The following is a 14,397-nucleotide window of genomic DNA, read 5'->3' on the forward strand; positions in this document are numbered from 1 at the left end:
AGTGTTCGCCGCCTAGAGTGCGCCCATGATCTACGAGATCCGTACCTACCGGCTCAAGCCGGGCACCCTCGACGACTTCGTCCACGTCATGCGGACCCAGGGCGTGCCCCTGCTGCGCAGCTTCGGCATCACCGTCGTCGCCGCCGGGCCCTCCCTGGTCAAGGAGGGTGACTGGGAGGAGGCCTACATCATCAGGGCCTTCGCCGACGCCGACGAGCGTGACCGCCTGGAGGAGGCCTTCTACGGCAGCCCGGAATGGCACAACGGCCCACGAAGCGCCGTTCTGGAGCGAATCGAGCACTACCACACCGTAGTGATTCCGGACAGTGATCTAATGATCACGTGGAGCGAAGACTGATCATCGCCGCCGCCTGGGCCTTCGTCATCGCGGCGATCTTCTACAGCGCCTGGGTGACCGGCCAGTTCGCCGACCCGGCGGTCGACCGCAGCAGCGGCTTCGTCAGCGAACTCGCCGCGCGCGACCAGTCGTGGTCGGCGATGTTCAGGCTGACCACCGCCGTCGCCGGGCTGGCCACGCTCATCGGCGTGGCGCTGGTGCCCAGGGTCGCGCACGAGTGGGCGGGCTGGCTGGCCCTGAGCCTGTTCGGCCTGTTCACCTTCGGGGAGGCGCTCTTCCCGCTCGACTGCGCGGCGCTCAGCGACCCCGCCTGCGAGCGGGGCGAACGATCGTTCTCGCACCACGCGCACTACGTCACCGCGGCCCTGGCCATCGCCTCGGTGACCGTCTCGATGCTGCTGCTGAGCCGTACGAGACTCGCGTGGGCCGTGACCACGGCCGCCCTGCTGACCACCGTGGCCGAGCTGGCGGCCATCGCCGCCGGCACCCTGGCCGGCTTGGCCCAGCGGGCGCAGCTGGCCATGATCGCCCTGTGGCTGCTCTACATCGCGCTGCGGCTGGTCACGCATCGCCCGGTCGTCGACCCGGGCGTCCAGCACGTGGTCCGCGCGGGCGACGGACCGGCCGTCCTGATCACCTCGGGGCCCTCCGGCGCCTGGTACCACTGGGACCGGGTCGCCGACGAGCTGGCCGTACGGCACCGCGTGATCCGCTTCGACCGGCCCGGCCTGGGCCTGAGCGCCTGCGAGGAGCTCCCTCCCACCCTGTACGGCGAAGCGGCCAGGCTCGCCGCGTTGGCGCCCGCCCACCCGGAACTGGTCACCGTGGTCGCCCACGCGACCTCCGCCTGGCACGCCGAGGCCTTCGCCCGCCTGCACCCCCTGCGCATCAGGAGCCTGGTCCTGGTCGACCCGGTCGTGCAGATCGCCCGCAAACGCGGCACCAGCCAGCTGGGCCGTACGGTGGGCCGCTGGCTGCCCGCCATGGGCGGCACGTGGGGAGCGCACGCGGCGGCCGTGGTCGCCGGGCCGGCCCTGCACCGCGCGGTCACCGGCGCGAACGACCGCAGCGGCCTGTACCGCTCGGGACGGGTCCTCGCGGCGACGATGGGGGAGTGGCTGGCGGGCCGCGACATGTGCGCCGAGCTGTGGAAGGTCCGCGAGGAGCACGACTTCCCCGCGATCCCCGTCGTGATCATCAACGCCGGCCGTCCGGACGCCGGGCAGGAGGTCCTGGCCCGCTCGCTCGGCGCCCGCATCGTGCGCGCCGAGCAACGGGTTCAGCTGCGACAGCCCGATGTCGTCGTCCGGGCATGCGCGCCACAGGCACAATAGGGGCATGTTGGACCTGAGGCCGGGCGACCCCTCCTGGGTGGGGGAGTACGCCCTGACCGCCCGCTTAGGCGAAGGCGGGCAGGGTACCGTCTACCTGGCCGAGGCCAAGACCGGCGGCAAGGTCGCCGTCAAACTGATGCGCGCCGACCTCGCGGGAGACCGCGAGGCCTCAGAACGGTTCGTCCGCGAGGTCTCCCTGGCCCGCCGCGTCGCGCCCTTCTGCACCGCCCAGGTCATCGAGACGGGCATGTTCGGGCAGCGGCCGTACATCGTCAGCGAATACGTCGCCGGGCCCACGCTGGGTGAAGTGGTCCGGGCCGAAGGCCCGCGCTCGGGCTCCTCTCTGCACCGCCTGGCCATCGGCACCGTCACCGCGCTGGTCGCCATCCACCAGGCCGGGATCGTGCACCGCGACTTCAAGCCCTCCAACGTCGTGCTGGCCCCCGACGGGCCGCGCGTCATCGACTTCGGCATCGCCCGCGCGCTCGACCTGACCTCGTCGCTGACCGCCGCCGCCATCGGCACGCCGTCGTTCATGGCGCCTGAGCAGCTCGTCGAAGGGCAGCCGGGGCCGGCCTCCGACCTGTTCGCGTGGGCGTGCACGCTGCTGTACGCCGCCTCGGGGCACGCGCCGTTCGGGACCGACAGCCTGCCCGCGGTGTTCAACCGCATCATGAACGTCGAGCCGGACCTGGCAGTGGTGGCCGATCCGGCGCTGCGGTCGCTGGTGGCCGACTGCCTGGCCAAGGACCCCGCGCGGCGGCCCACGGCCAGCCAGGCGCTGATGCGGCTGCTCGGCCACACGGGCTCCACGGCGCTCCTGGCCCAGGGCAGTGCCGCCTCCGCCTCGCCGCCCCACCCGACGTCGCCGCCCCACTCCACGCCCACGTCGCTGCCGCCTCACGTCTCGGGGCCGCAGAACCCGGCCTACTCGGGCCCCCAGACGCCGAACCCGTCTTACTCGGCGCCGCAGACGCCGAATCCGTCCTACTCGGCACCCCAAACCCCGAACCCGTCCTACTCCGCGCCGCAGACGCCGAGCCTGCCCTACTCCGGCCCTCACGGCCCCGGCCACTCCGCGCCGCAACCGCCGCCGCCCGGCCCCGCCTACACGGGGTCCCACCACGGCGGCCACCCGTCGCAGCCCCACACCCCCGGCCCGCACCCGCCGGGCCGTCCCGCCGCGCCGTACGCCCAGCCCGGCCAGCCGACCCGCCCGGCCCCCGGGCGGTCGGGCCGGTGGGCGATCGTCGTGTCGGTGGTCGCCGCCGTCGTGGTCCTCGTCGCGGTCATCTACGTGGCCGTACGGCTCACGCGCCCGCCCCAGGGAACCGGCGGCACCGGCTCCATGCCGTCCCTCACCCCCACCACCCAGCCGCCGCCGTCACCCGAGATCGCCCCCACCGGCACCGCGCTCAAGCTGCCCGGCGCGCCCATCACGCTGACCGAGCACGCCTCCGACCCGATCAGGCTGGCCAGCTACAGCGTCGACGGCGGCACCAAGCTCTACGTACGGCAGGGCAGGACCTTCGTAGCCAACGCGGACTACTTCGAATACGCCCTCAGCCCCGACGGCAAGCAGGCCCTGGCCACCGATCGCGACTACACCACCACCAGCTACGCCCAGGTGTCGATCGTGCAGCACGCCACCGGCTCCAGGAAGGCCATCACGCTGAGCAAGGCCCCGATCTACCCGACCACCCCGCGCTGGTCGCCCGACGGCGGCACCGGCCTGGTCACCCTGTACAAGGCGCAGGGCGACACCAGCGTCGCCTACGGCTTCGGCACGATCGACATCGCCACCGGCACCGTCAGGATCTTCCCGGCCAAGGAGAAGGGCGCGGGGGAGTGGCGCTACTTCTGGGCGGGCGACGATCGTGTGGCCACCTGGGCGGGCGGCAAGATGCGCTTCTACGACCTCGACGGCAAGCTCGTGGGCTCCGAGGGCTCGGTCGGCTCGCCGCTCTGGGTCGAAAGCGGCACGGTCTCACCGTCAGGTGAGTATTTCCTGTCCCACTGCACGCCCGCGGGCACCGCGGTCTGCGCCCACCCCGTGTCGGGCGGCGGCGAGGCCGTCACGATCCCGCTGGCCAGCACCCGCCTGATCGGATGGTTCGGCGACGATCACATCGCCGGATGGGTCGCCGACGGCACCGGGCAGAAGGCCGTCATCGTCGACCTGCGCGGCGACGTCAAACGGGTGCTGGCCACCACGACTGACCCGGTGGCTCTCGGGAAGATGGGCCTGCGCTTCACCGGTGCCTAGAGATGGTCAAGTCGCCGCGTCGAATCCGGGTCGTGCCCGGACGGGTGGTGACATGACACCTATGATCAAGTTGACTCACGGCCGCTGCTGACGCTGCGAGGCAGACGATGGACCACACACACGAGCAGATCACGGTCGTCGGAGAGGGCGCGATCACCGCGGCCCCCGACCTGATGCGGCTGATGGCCGGGGTGGAGGTGCGCCGCGCCACGCCGGGAGAGGCCTTCTCCGCCAGCCGCACGGCCGCCGCCAAACTGACGAAAACGCTCGTCGAGGCCGGCATCGACGCGGTGGACCTGCGCACCAACGAGCTGTCGCTGGGACCGGAGTACGAGGCCTACCCGAAGGTCGCCGGCTACCGCGCCGCGCAGGGGGTCGAGGCGGTCATCCGCGACCTGTCCAGAGCCGACGAGATCATCGACACCGTGGCGGGAGTCGGCGAGGAGGTGCGGCTCAACGGCGTCGCCTTCGAGCTGTCGAAGCCCGACGAGGTTCTGGAGAAGGCGCGCGAGCGCGCGTTCGGCAACGCCGCCGCCAAGGCCGCGCAGTACGCCTCGCTCGCCGAACGCCGGCTCGGCCGGGTCGTGTCGGTCAGCGAGGAGGTCAACGGCCCGCCCCAGCCGCTCATGGCCGCCGCCGAGGCGTTCGACGCCAAGGGGTCGGTGAGCCCGGGCCGCCAGACGATCTCCGTCACGGTCAGGGTCGTGTACGGCTTCGCGGACTGATTCCGCCCGCCCCCGGCGCCCTGGTCACGGCCGGGGAGAGCCTCCCGTAGGAGGCCCTTCCGGCATCGTGCCCGCTTACGGCAGGGCGAGCATGCGGTCGAGCGCGACCTTGGCCCAGTGGGCGGTGTCGGCGTCGACCGTGATCTGGTTGACCACCTCGCCCAGCACCAGCGACTCCAGCGCCCACACCAGGTGCGGCAGGTCGATGCGGTTCATGGTCGAGCAGTAGCAGACCGTCTTGTCGAGGAACGAGACGTTCTTGTCGGGGAACTGCTGGGCCAGGCGCTTGACCAGGTTGAGCTCGGTGCCCACCGCCCAGCTGCTGCCCGGCTCGGCCGCCTCGAGCTTCCTGATGATGTACTCCGTCGAGCCCACGTGGTCGGCCTTGGTCACCACCTCGTGGCGGCACTCCGGGTGGACCAGGACGTTCACGCCCGGCACGCGCCGCCGTACGTCGTCGACCGACTCTGCGGTGAACCGGCCGTGCACCGAGCAGTGGCCCTTCCACAGGATCATCTTCTTGCCGCGCAGCTCCTCGGCCTTCGGCGGCCGGTGCGGGCTGTAGAGCACGCAGTCGTCGAGCGACATGCCCATCTCCAGCACCGCGGTGTTGCGTCCCAGGTGCTGGTCGGGCAGGAACAGCACCTGCTTCTTCTGTGAGAAGGCCCACTCCAGCGCCCGCTTGGCGTTGGACGAGGTGCACACCGCGCCGCCGTGCCGCCCGCAGAAGGCCTTGATGTCGGCGCTGGAGTTCATGTATGTGATGGGAATCACATCGTCGGCGATCCCCGCGTCCTCCAGCGCCTCCCACGCCTCCTCGACCTGGTCGAAGGTCGCCATGTCGGCCATCGAGCAACCGGCAGCCAGGTCGGGCAGGACCACCTTCTGCCCCGGCGTGGTCAGGATGTCGGCCGACTCGGCCATGAAATGCACGCCGCAGAAGACGATGTACTCCGCCTCGGGGCGGGCCGCCGCCTGCTGGGCGAGCTTGAAAGAGTCACCGGTGACGTCGGCGAACTGGATGACCTCGTCACGCTGGTAGTGGTGGCCCAGGACGAACAACCGGTCGCCGAGCGCCTCCTTGGCCTTGCGTGCGCGCTCGACCAGGCCGGGGTCGGAGGCCGCGGGCAGCTCGCCCGGGCAGTCGACGCCCTTCTCGCTGTGCGGATCGGTCTCCTGGCCCAGGATGTACAGCGGAATCGCCATGGCGTACCCCTTATCGTCGAAGTGACGAGTATGGAGTCTACACGCCGGGGAATGTGTGGCACCGGCGCGGTGTTGGTAGCGTCTTAGTAGGACCTCAGAACGGGAGTCAGCACATGACGGTTGAGAGCAGCGAGACCACGGCGCAGGGCCTGAACCTGACCGACGCGGCCGCGGCCAAGGTCAGGAGCCTGCTCGAGCAGCAGGGCGAAGAGGGTCTGCAGCTGCGCGTCGCCGTGCAGCCGGGCGGCTGTTCGGGCCTGCGCTACCAGCTCTTCTTCGACGACCGGTCGATGGACGGCGACGTCGTCACCGACTTCGGCGGCGTCGGCGTGGTCACCGACAGGATGAGCGCCCCCTACCTGATGGGCGCCACGATCGACTTCGTCGACACGATCGAGAAGCAGGGCTTCACGATCGACAACCCCAACGCCACCGGCTCCTGCGCCTGCGGCGACTCCTTCAACTAGAAGGAGTGGTGAGGCCTCGTTCGCCTTTGGGGTGAGCGGGGCCTTCGCGTATCCTCGTGTGGCTTCACTTTGGCCTGCTGACAACGAGGAAGAAGAATCCCGTGCGCATCGCCGTCACCGGCTCAATCGCGACAGACCATCTGATGACCTTCCCCGGCAGTTTCGGGGAGCAGCTCATCGCCGAGCAGCTCGACCGGGTATCCCTGTCGTTCCTGGTCGATGACCTGCAGATACGTCGCGGTGGGTGCGCGGCGAACATCGCCTTCGGCATGGGATGCCTGGGCCTGAGCCCGATCCTCGTCGGGGCGGTCGGCAACGACTTCGCCGACTACCGCTCCTGGCTCGAGCGCCACGGCGTCGACTGCGCGTCCGTGCACACCTCCGACGTGCACCACACCGCACGCTTCCTGTGCACCACCGACGAGCACCACAACCAGATCGCCTCCTTCTACACCGGGGCGATGGCCGAGGCCCGTCAGATCGAACTGGGCCCGATCGCCGACCGCGTGGGCGCCCTCGACCTCGTGCTGATCAGCCCGAACGACCCCGACGCCATGCTGCGCCACACCGACGAGTGCCGCCAGCGCGGCATCCCGTTCGCCGCCGACCCCTCCCAGCAACTGGCCCGCATGGGCGACGAGCAGATCCGCCTGCTCATCGACGGCGCCGCCTACCTCTTCTCCAACGACTACGAGAAGGGCCTCATCGAGCAGAAGACCGGCTGGTCCGACGAGGAGGTCCTCGACCGGGTCGGCGTCCGGGTGACCACGCTCGGGCCCAAGGGGTCGCGCATCGACCGCAAGGGCGAGCCGTCCATCCACGTCACCCCCTCGCCCGAGCTGGGCAAGGTCGACCCCACCGGCGTCGGCGACGCCTTCCGCGCCGGCTTCCTGGCCGGTCTCGGCTGGGACCTGTCGCTGGAGCGCTGCGCCCAGATCGGCAACCTCACCGCCACCCACGTCCTGGAGCGCGTCGGCGGCCAGGAGTACGAACTGGGGCAGAAGGTCTTCCTCGAGCGGTTCACCGCCGCCTACGGCAAGGACGCCGCCGCCGAGGTCTCCGAGCACGTGCGCTGCCACTACGCGTGAGGCGCTAGCTCTTCCTGCAGTCGACCGAACCCTGCGTCCCGTTCGGCACCCCGGCCGTCGTGCCCGGGTACTTCCACTGGCACACCTGGTTCGAGCTGTAGAAGTCCATGGCGCCCGAGGTGATGCAGGCCAGGTTGTACCACGACCCGGCGACCGTGCCTCCCTTGGCGGCGCAGAACGCCTCGGCGTCCGCCCATCCCAGCGTCCCGCCCTCGGCCGCCTTCGGCTCCGGGGTGGGCGTCGGGGTGGCGGGCGGCTTGGTGCTCGGTTTGCTGCTCGGCTTCGTGCTCGGCTTGTCTGTGGTCCTGTCCGGGGTGGGCTCGGGCTGGGCGGCGGCCTTCGTGGTTCTGGCCGTCGGCTCGGTGGTCGTGTCGCGCTTCGGCGAGCGAGTCGGGTTCGCCGGGGCGGCGGTCTTGCGCTTGCCGGGCTCCTGGCGCTGCCGGTCTCGGTGGGCCGGGGTCGTGGTGGGGTCGGGGGAAGCCGGGCTGGTCGTCGGGGGCGGGGTCGTGGTGGCCGCCGAGACCGGCGGCACGGTGATCGCGCCGGTGCCCGGGTCGGAGGGCCACAGGGCGTAGCCGGTGCCGGCCGTCGCGATGACCACCACCGCCGCGGCCCACGCCAGCCGCCGCCGCAGAGACCGCGGCTGGTGGCCAAGCGCCGGGGACTCGGCGGTGTCGGACCGCCACCCGTCGCCGCCGCCCATCCCACCGGCTGCGTTTCCACCGGCTGCGCTTCCACCGGCTGCGCTTCCACCGACGCCCCTCCCGCCGACCGCAGGAGCACCGGCCGCAGGAGCACCGGCCGCAGGAGCGCCGGGCGAGGACGAGCCGGGGGAGAAGGCGGGGGAGAAGGCGGCGGGAGCCTGCTCGGCCGGCGGCGGCGCGGCTGACGGCGGGGCGGTGCCGGGACGCGTGGGCGGGCTGGGGACGGCCGGTGACGGCTGGGTGGGGCGGGCCGGGGCGGCGGGCGGGCGGGCGGATTCGATCGTCGCCTGCCAGGCCGGGGCGGGCAGCGCTCGCAGGCGCTCGGCGACCGACTCCGCGGAAGGCCGCCGGCTCGCATCCTTGACCAGGCACTCCAGCAGAATCCCCCGCAGCGGATCCTCCAGCGTGCCCAGATCCGGCTCGCCGTACAGGATCGAGTGCATGAGCGCCGGGATCTTCTCACCGGCGAAGGCGTGCCGTCCGGTGGCCGCGTAGACCATGGTGGCCGCCCAGGCGAACATGTCCGCCGCCGGTCCCACGGGCTCGCCGGCGAACTGCTCGGGAGCCATGTAGGCGGGCGTCCCGACGATCTGGCTGCTGATCGAGGACCGCGTGAGGTCCACGGCGCGGGCGATGCCGAAGTCGATCACCACCGGACCGTCGGGGCCGAGCACCACGTTGCCCGGCTTGAAGTCCAGGTGGATCACGCCCGCCGCGTGGATGCCCGCCAGCGCGGTCACCGTGTTGATCGCCAGCCGCTGCAACGCTCCCGCGCCGCGCGGCCCGGCGTCGCGGACCGACTCCTGCAGCGACGGCCCGTCGACGAACTCGCTGACGATGTACGGCCGGGAGCCGTGGAAGCCCGAGTCGAGCATCTGGGCCGTGCAGAACGGCGCCACCCGCTTGGCGGTCTCGACCTCGTCGAGGAAGCGGTCGCGGGCGCCCTCGACCGGCGGGTCGAGCAGCTTCACGGCGACGGAGGTCCCGTCGGACCCCCGAGCCGCGAACACCGTGCCCTGCCCGCCGGAGCCGAGCCGCGCGTGCACCTGGTACGGCCCAACGCTGGGCGGATCTTCCGGCAGCAATGGCCGTAAGCTGGGCACATCGCCTCCAACTCCCTCGACTGGGGATGATCGTATCCCCGTCGAAGGTGTGTCAGGCGCCCGCGTAGATCCGGTGCACGAAGTCGGCGAGCTGGTCGTCCGGCAGATGCTTGGCCAGATCGGCCTCGCTGATCATCCCGATGATCCGGTGCTCCTCGATGACCGGGAGCCGGCGGATCTGGTTCTCCTGCATCCGCGTGAGCGCCTCCTGCACCGTGGCGTCGGCCGGCACCCACACCAGGCCGGTGGCCAGGTCCGCGGCGGTGACCTGAGACGGGTCCTTGCCCTCGGCGATGCACTTCACGACGATGTCGCGGTCGGTGATGATGCCCTGGAGCCGGTCGTCAGGTCCGCAGATCGGCAGCGCACCCACCCCGTGGTCGCGCATCATCTGCGCGGCGCGGTCGAGCGTCTCGTGGGACGGGATGCACTCCACGCCCGAGCTCATCAGGTCGCGAGCGGTCTCGCTCATCGGATTCTCCCCCGGAATGTCGTTGATGTTCCGAGGTTGATTTACCCATTTCGTCCGGACCGCAACTGGGTGCTCAGTAATTCCGCCGCACGTGGATGGACCACCCGCCCTGCGGCAGTTCGTACGTTCCAACGTGCGGATGCGACTTCAGCCTGCACCACGCCGGCACGTCCGTGTAGGCCGCGGGGTCGTCGGCGAGCACGGCGACCACGGCGTTGAGCGGCACCGCATTGATCTGCTCGGCCAGCATGATGATCGGGATCGGGCACTTCTTCCCGAGCGCGTCGATCGTCAGAGCGGGCTGAACCGGCGAACTCATGCGACTCCTGCGTCTAGACGGATCCTGCGCACCACGTCGGGGAGAACCGTCAGGAAACGCTCCACATCGGCGGCCTGCGTGCCTCGCGGCAGCGAGACCCGGACGTTGCCGTGGGTAAGCACCCCCATCGCCTCCAAAACGTGCGATGGACGTAGCGTACTAGCGGTGCATGAACTGCCCGACGAAACGGCGAATCCGAGCCGGTCGAGCTCGGTCAGCAGCACCTCGCCGTCGACGTACAGGCACGAGAACGTGACGATGTGCGGGGCCCGCTCGACCGGGTCGCCGATGACCTCGACGTCGGGGACGAGCTCAGGGACCCGGCGCCTGACGAGGTCGACCAGGGCCGACAACCGGGTGTTCTCGGCCTCCGCCTCGGCGAGCCAGGCGCGCAGGGCGGCGGCGGAGGCGACGATGGCGGGAACGTCGACGAAACCGGGCACCCGGCCGCGCTCGCGCTCGTCCTCGGGCAGGGCGGAGCGGAAGCGGGTGCCCTTGCGCACGGCCAGCACCCCGACGCCCGCCGGGCCGCCCCACTTGTGGGCGCTGGCGGCGAGCACCGACCAGCCGCCGGGGACGGGCAGCCGTCCCGCGGTCTGGCAGGCGTCGACCAGGAGGGGCACGCCTGCCGTACGGCACGCGGCGGCCGCCTCGGCGACGGGCTGGAGCGTGCCGACCTCGTGGTTGGCGGTCTGGAGGCAGGCCAGCGCGGTGCCCTCGGCGGAGACGGCGGCGCCGAAGGCGGCCAGGTCGACGCGTCCGGTGAGCGACACGGGCACGGTCACCAGCCCCGGCGAGGCGGGCGGAGACGTGGACGGTCCCGGGGATGCCGCCATGGCCGCCTGCGCGGATCCGAGCGTGGCCGCGTGCAGGACGCTCGAATGCTCGACCGCGCTCGCGACCACCCGGGAGCCGACCCTGCGGCGGCCGCCCAGGGCACCGAGCACGCCGAGGTGGACGGCCTGGGTGCCGGAGGCCGTGAACGACACCTCGTCGGGCCGGGCGCCGAGCGCCTCGGCGATCTCCGTGCGGGCCTGTTCGAGCAGGAGTTGCGCCCGGCGAGCCGATCCGTAGAGTCGTGCGGGGTCGGCCCAGCCGGTGTCGAGCGTGGTCAGGAGTGCTTCGCGGGCCGCGGGGTGGAGCGGCTCGGTCGAGGCCGCGTCAAGGTACGCCACGATAGTTATCGTCCCATCGAGGGGTCGCGCGGGAGGCCGGGGGGCCTGCACGCTAATGTGTCTGGCTATCAGCTGTGCATGACTTGAGTAACTGGAATACGAGCGCCCAGGAGGGACTCCTGGGCTTCATCTGTGGGGTAGGCGATCCGTGAGTCCGACCCGCCGTTCGATGCGGCGTCCGTGGGCCCGGCGTGGAGTGATGAGCGCCGCCGCTTTGGCGTTGCCGCTTATGCTCGCGACGGCGTGTAGTGGTGATGAGGGCGCGAGCCTGAGCAAGTCGGCGCAGGAGGGTTTTCTCCCGCCGGAAGGGCGGATCACGGCCGAGGCCGACATCGTCCGCAATCTGTGGGACGGCGCCTGGATCGCCGCTCTCGCCACGGGCGCGGTGGTCATCGTCCTGATCCTGTGGGCGTGTTTCTTCCACCGTAAGCGCAAGAACTCCGCCGCGCTTCCGGCGCAGGTGCGCTACAACCTGCCGATCGAGATCTTCTACACTCTCGTGCCGCTGGTCATGGTGTCGGTGTTCTTCTTCTTCACCGCCCGCGACCAGAACGCCATGCTGGCCGTCAACAACGACGCCACCGTCAAGGTGAAGGTGGAAGCGGTCCAGTGGAGCTGGCGCTTCACCACCGAGTCGGGTGGCAAGGTCAAGCAGGTGATGGGCAAGCCGGTGAGCGACTTCCGTCAGGGACCCCAGCTGGTCCTGCCGGTCGACACCAAGGTCGAGTTCCAGCTCGAGTCGCCTGACGTCATCCACTCGTTCTGGGTTCCCGCTTTCCTGTTCAAGCGCGACGTCATTCCCGGCATCGCCAAGGAGAAGAACCGCTTCGAGGTCACCACGCTGAACAAGCCGGGCGTCTACGCCGGGCGTTGCGCCGAGCTGTGCGGTGTCGACCACAGCCGGATGCTCTTCAACGTCAAGCTCGTCTCGAAGCAGGAATTCGAGCAGGACCTCGCCTCGGGGAGCGATCAGTGACCGCCATCCAGGAGCCCATCAGCACCACCGGTGTCCGGCCGGTCACCAAGGGACAGATCATCGCCAAGTGGCTGTCCTCGACCGACCACAAGGTCATCGGCCACCTGTACCTCATCACGTCGTTCATCTTCTTCCTGATCGGCGGCGTGATGGCCCTGGTGATGCGAGCCGAGCTCGCGGGCCCGGGGCTGCAGTTCGTCAGCAACGAGCAGTTCAACCAGCTGTTCACCATGCACGGCACGATCATGCTGCTGCTCTTCGCGACCCCGCTGTTCGCGGGCTTCGCCAACGAGCTCATGCCGCTGCAGATCGGCGCCCCCGACGTGGCCTTCCCGCGTCTGAACATGGTCAGCTACTGGCTCTACCTGTTCGGCGGCATCATCACCGTCTCGGGTTTCTTCACCCCCGGCGGCGCGGCCAGCTTCGGCTGGTTCGCCTACGCCCCGCTGTCCGACGCGATCTACTCGCCCGGCATCGGCGGCGACCTGTGGATCATGGGCCTGGCCCTGGCCGGTCTGGGCACCATCCTCGGCGCGGTCAACTTCATCACCACGATCATCTGCATGCGCGCTCCCGGCATGACGATGTTCCGCATGTCGATCTTCACCTGGAACATCCTGCTCACCAGCATCCTGGTGCTCATGGCCTTCCCGGTGCTGGCCGCCGCGCTGCTGGCGCTGGAGGCCGACCGCAAGTTCGGCACCCACATCTTCGCCTCGGAGACCGGCGGTGCGATGCTCTGGCAGCACCTGTTCTGGTTCTTCGGGCACCCAGAGGTGTACATCATCGCCCTGCCGTTCTTCGGCATCATCACGGAGATCCTGCCGGTCTTCAGCCGTAAGCCGATCTTCGGCTACATCGGCCTGGTCGGCGCGACCATCGCGATCGCGGGTCTGTCGATCACCGTGTGGGCGCACCACATGTACGCCACAGGACAAGTGCTGCTGCCGTTCTTCGCGTTCATGACCTTCCTCATCGCGGTCCCGACCGGTGTGAAGTTCTTCAACTGGATCGGCACGATGTGGCGAGGCCATCTGAGCTTCGAGTCGCCGATGCTGTTCTCGGTGGGCTTCCTGATCACCTTCCTCCTCGGTGGTCTGACCGGCGTCATCCTCGCCAGCCCGCCGCTCGACTTCCAGCTGTCCGACTCCTACTTCGTCGTGGCGCACTTCCACTACGTGGTCTTCGGCACCGTGGTGTTCGCGATGTTCGCGGGCTTCTACTTCTGGTGGCCCAAGTTCACCGGCAAGATGCTCAACGACAAGCTCGGCAAGCTGCACTTCTGGCTGCTGTTCATCGGCTTCCACGCCACCTTCCTGGTGCAGCACTGGCTCGGCGCGATCGGCTTCTCCCGCCGCTACGCCGACTACAGCGTGATCGACGGCTTCAGCACGCTGAACATGTTCTCGTCGGTCGGCGCGTTCCTGCTCGGCGCCTCCACCATCCCGTTCCTCTACAACGTGTGGCGGACCTGGAAGACGGCGCCGAAGGTCACGGTCGACGACCCGTGGGGTTACGGCGGTTCGCTCGAGTGGGCGACCTCCTGCCCGCCGCCGCGGCACAACTTCACCTCGCTGCCGCAGATCCGCTCCGAGCGCCCCGCGTTCGACCTGCACTACCCGCACGTGTCCGCCAAGCGTCCCGTCGCTGCCGTCGAGGGTGAGGCCTGATGAAGGTTCAGGGTTGGTTGTTCCTGCTCTGCGGCGTCTTCTTCGCAGCCGCGGACATCGCCTACTGGTTCTGGACCAAGGCGGAGAACGGCGTCGGCGAGCCGGTCGGCACGACGGCGATGGCCATCTCGGTGGCCTTCGCCTTCATGATCGGCTACTACCTGATGTTCACGGCCAAGCGCATCGGGCATCAGCCCGAGGACGACAAGCAGGCCGACATCAGCGAGGGCGCCGGTGAGATCGGCTTCTTCTCGCCGAGCAGCTGGTGGCCGCTGTTCGTCTGCCTGGCCGCCGCCTTCGCCTTCGCCGGCTTCGCGGTGGGCCTGTGGATGTTCATCATCGGCGCGTTCATGGTGATCATGGCCATGATCGGCTTCGTGTTCCAGTACTACCGGGGGAACTTCTCCCACTGAGCGGTTTGAGACAGCAGCCGGTACGCCTTGCCGTACCGGCTGCTTTTTCGTTGTTTTGACACTCGCCGGATGTGGCTAATCGATCACTTAGGGTAATAACCCGGTGACAAGCTGGATCTTT

Annotated in this window: 14 protein-coding genes; 9 read left to right on the forward strand and 5 right to left on the reverse strand. The window is 69.8% G+C overall.

The window, feature by feature from the left end; all coding sequences use genetic code 11:
* Window positions 1-25 precede the first annotated feature (25 nt).
* The 4 genes from ACIBH1_RS07830 to ACIBH1_RS07845 all read left to right on the forward strand — a co-directional run bounded on the left by ACIBH1_RS07830 (window position 26) and on the right by ACIBH1_RS07845 (window position 4,683).
* The gene (locus ACIBH1_RS07830; RefSeq protein ID WP_397312816.1) at window positions 26-358 is read left to right on the forward strand and encodes an NIPSNAP family protein; all 333 of its coding nucleotides are present in this window, start codon (window positions 26-28) and stop codon (window positions 356-358) included.
* Complete coding sequence (locus tag ACIBH1_RS07835; protein ID WP_397312817.1) at window positions 343-1,692, forward strand: DUF998 domain-containing protein; 1,350 nt, start codon at window positions 343-345, stop codon at window positions 1,690-1,692. Before ACIBH1_RS07830 ends, ACIBH1_RS07835 begins: the two co-directional genes overlap by 16 nt.
* A 4-nt stretch (window positions 1,693-1,696) precedes the next feature.
* A complete protein-coding gene (locus ACIBH1_RS07840; RefSeq protein ID WP_397312818.1) occupies window positions 1,697-3,958 on the forward strand; it encodes a protein kinase in 2,262 nt (753 codons plus the stop codon).
* A 107-nt stretch (window positions 3,959-4,065) separates the two neighbouring features.
* The gene (locus tag ACIBH1_RS07845; RefSeq protein ID WP_397312820.1) at window positions 4,066-4,683 is read left to right on the forward strand and encodes an SIMPL domain-containing protein; all 618 of its coding nucleotides are present in this window, start codon (window positions 4,066-4,068) and stop codon (window positions 4,681-4,683) included.
* Between the two features lie 75 nt (window positions 4,684-4,758).
* Here the strand turns inward: ACIBH1_RS07845 and nadA are convergent, their stop codons facing one another.
* Complete coding sequence (gene nadA, locus ACIBH1_RS07850; protein ID WP_397312821.1) at window positions 4,759-5,889, reverse strand: quinolinate synthase NadA; 1,131 nt, start codon at window positions 5,887-5,889, stop codon at window positions 4,759-4,761.
* Window positions 5,890-6,002: 113 nt separating this feature from the next.
* Here nadA and erpA point away from each other — a divergent pair, with 113 nt between their 5' ends.
* Window positions 6,003-6,356, forward strand: a complete 354-nt coding sequence (gene erpA, locus ACIBH1_RS07855) for an iron-sulfur cluster insertion protein ErpA (protein WP_181608244.1) — start codon at window positions 6,003-6,005, stop codon at window positions 6,354-6,356.
* A gap of 101 nt (window positions 6,357-6,457) precedes the next feature.
* Window positions 6,458-7,444 carry a carbohydrate kinase family protein gene (locus tag ACIBH1_RS07860; RefSeq protein ID WP_397312822.1) on the forward strand — a complete coding sequence of 329 codons (987 nt, stop codon included), beginning with the start codon at window positions 6,458-6,460 and terminating at the stop codon, window positions 7,442-7,444.
* Window positions 7,445-7,448: 4 nt separating this feature from the next.
* On the opposite strand, the gene ACIBH1_RS07865 is transcribed toward ACIBH1_RS07860, so the two are convergent.
* From ACIBH1_RS07865 to ACIBH1_RS07880, 4 genes are all read right to left on the reverse strand, one after another.
* Window positions 7,449-9,251 carry a serine/threonine protein kinase gene (locus ACIBH1_RS07865; RefSeq protein ID WP_397312824.1) on the reverse strand — a complete coding sequence of 601 codons (1,803 nt, stop codon included), beginning with the start codon at window positions 9,249-9,251 and terminating at the stop codon, window positions 7,449-7,451.
* A 52-nt stretch (window positions 9,252-9,303) separates the two neighbouring features.
* On the reverse strand, window positions 9,304-9,723 hold the full coding sequence (locus ACIBH1_RS07870; RefSeq protein WP_397312825.1) for a CBS domain-containing protein: 420 nt from the start codon (window positions 9,721-9,723) through the stop codon (window positions 9,304-9,306).
* Window positions 9,724-9,796: 73 nt separating this feature from the next.
* A complete protein-coding gene (locus ACIBH1_RS07875; protein WP_397312826.1) occupies window positions 9,797-10,042 on the reverse strand; it encodes a sulfurtransferase TusA family protein in 246 nt (81 codons plus the stop codon).
* Entirely contained in the window at window positions 10,039-11,217 is a 1,179-nt protein-coding gene (locus ACIBH1_RS07880; protein WP_397312827.1) for a cysteine desulfurase family protein, read from the reverse strand. The genes ACIBH1_RS07875 and ACIBH1_RS07880 overlap by 4 nt, the downstream gene beginning before the upstream one ends.
* Window positions 11,218-11,416: 199 nt before the next feature.
* Between ACIBH1_RS07880 and coxB the strand changes: the two genes are divergently transcribed.
* The 3 genes from coxB to ACIBH1_RS07895 are packed head-to-tail and all read left to right on the forward strand — an operon-like array spanning window position 11,417 to window position 14,276.
* On the forward strand, window positions 11,417-12,193 hold the full coding sequence (gene coxB / locus ACIBH1_RS07885; RefSeq protein WP_397312828.1) for a cytochrome c oxidase subunit II: 777 nt from the start codon (window positions 11,417-11,419) through the stop codon (window positions 12,191-12,193).
* A complete protein-coding gene (gene ctaD / locus ACIBH1_RS07890) occupies window positions 12,190-13,863 on the forward strand; it encodes a cytochrome c oxidase subunit I (RefSeq protein ID WP_397312829.1) in 1,674 nt (557 codons plus the stop codon). The genes coxB and ctaD overlap by 4 nt, the downstream gene beginning before the upstream one ends.
* A complete protein-coding gene (locus tag ACIBH1_RS07895; protein ID WP_397312830.1) occupies window positions 13,863-14,276 on the forward strand; it encodes a cytochrome c oxidase subunit 4 in 414 nt (137 codons plus the stop codon). Before ctaD ends, ACIBH1_RS07895 begins: the two co-directional genes overlap by 1 nt.
* The last annotated feature ends 121 nt before the right edge of the window (window positions 14,277-14,397 follow it).

Origin of the sequence: Nonomuraea sp. NPDC050663 (genome assembly GCF_044456985.1) — a bacterium.
In the GTDB taxonomy this organism is placed as follows: domain Bacteria; phylum Actinomycetota; class Actinomycetes; order Streptosporangiales; family Streptosporangiaceae; genus Nonomuraea.